Source organism: Paenarthrobacter nitroguajacolicus, from assembly GCF_007786235.1.
Classification (GTDB): domain Bacteria; phylum Actinomycetota; class Actinomycetes; order Actinomycetales; family Micrococcaceae; genus Arthrobacter; species Arthrobacter nitroguajacolicus_A.
In genome coordinates this window covers 1-537 of the sequence record NZ_VNFK01000092.1, presented here as the reverse complement: position 1 = coordinate 537, position 537 = coordinate 1, and the positions used below count along the sequence as shown (strand labels likewise).

The 537-nt window shown below is 37.6% G+C and carries 1 protein-coding gene; it reads left to right on the top strand.

The features are described 5' to 3' along the window. Positions 1 to 353: 353 nt before the first annotated feature. A partial coding sequence (locus FQP90_RS23115; protein ID WP_368666128.1) for a carbohydrate-binding protein occupies positions 354 to 537 on the top strand: 184 nt, incomplete at its 3' end.

Genomic DNA, 537 nt, shown 5'->3' with positions numbered 1-537 from the left:
GAATTCCAAAAAGAAAGCCAAATCGCCTGTAAATCTCCCCTTTTTGGTTAGTTTTGACGCGAATTTTTTCTCGGATCCAAATCACATTTGCTATTTTTGAGACGTTATTTTTTAGCTTTCCGAATTAAATTAATATTAGTTGTTGGTGCAAAATAAGTGTCGACTCATTGCATGCCTACAGCAAATAAATGCGAGTCATTTTATAAATAAAGAATATTTTAGGTGTTTAATTGTGCTTCTTACCTACAGTTGTTTTGCGAAGAGATTTAAGTGATTAAAAAAACGTCACTTGAATTAAACATCTTGAAACAACAACTTAAGGGATAGCTCACATGCACCTAAACCAAGGAAGAGTGGCCAAGAAGGTTTTTACACTCAGTACTCTCACCGCGTCATGCTTGATGGCGTTCAACAGTTATGCGGCTGTTGATTGTTCAACGTTAGAATCATGGGACTCTGCTGCTGTCTATAACGGTGGTGATCAGGTTTCACATGACGGCAGCGCGTACTCGGCAAATTACTGGAATCAAAATAACA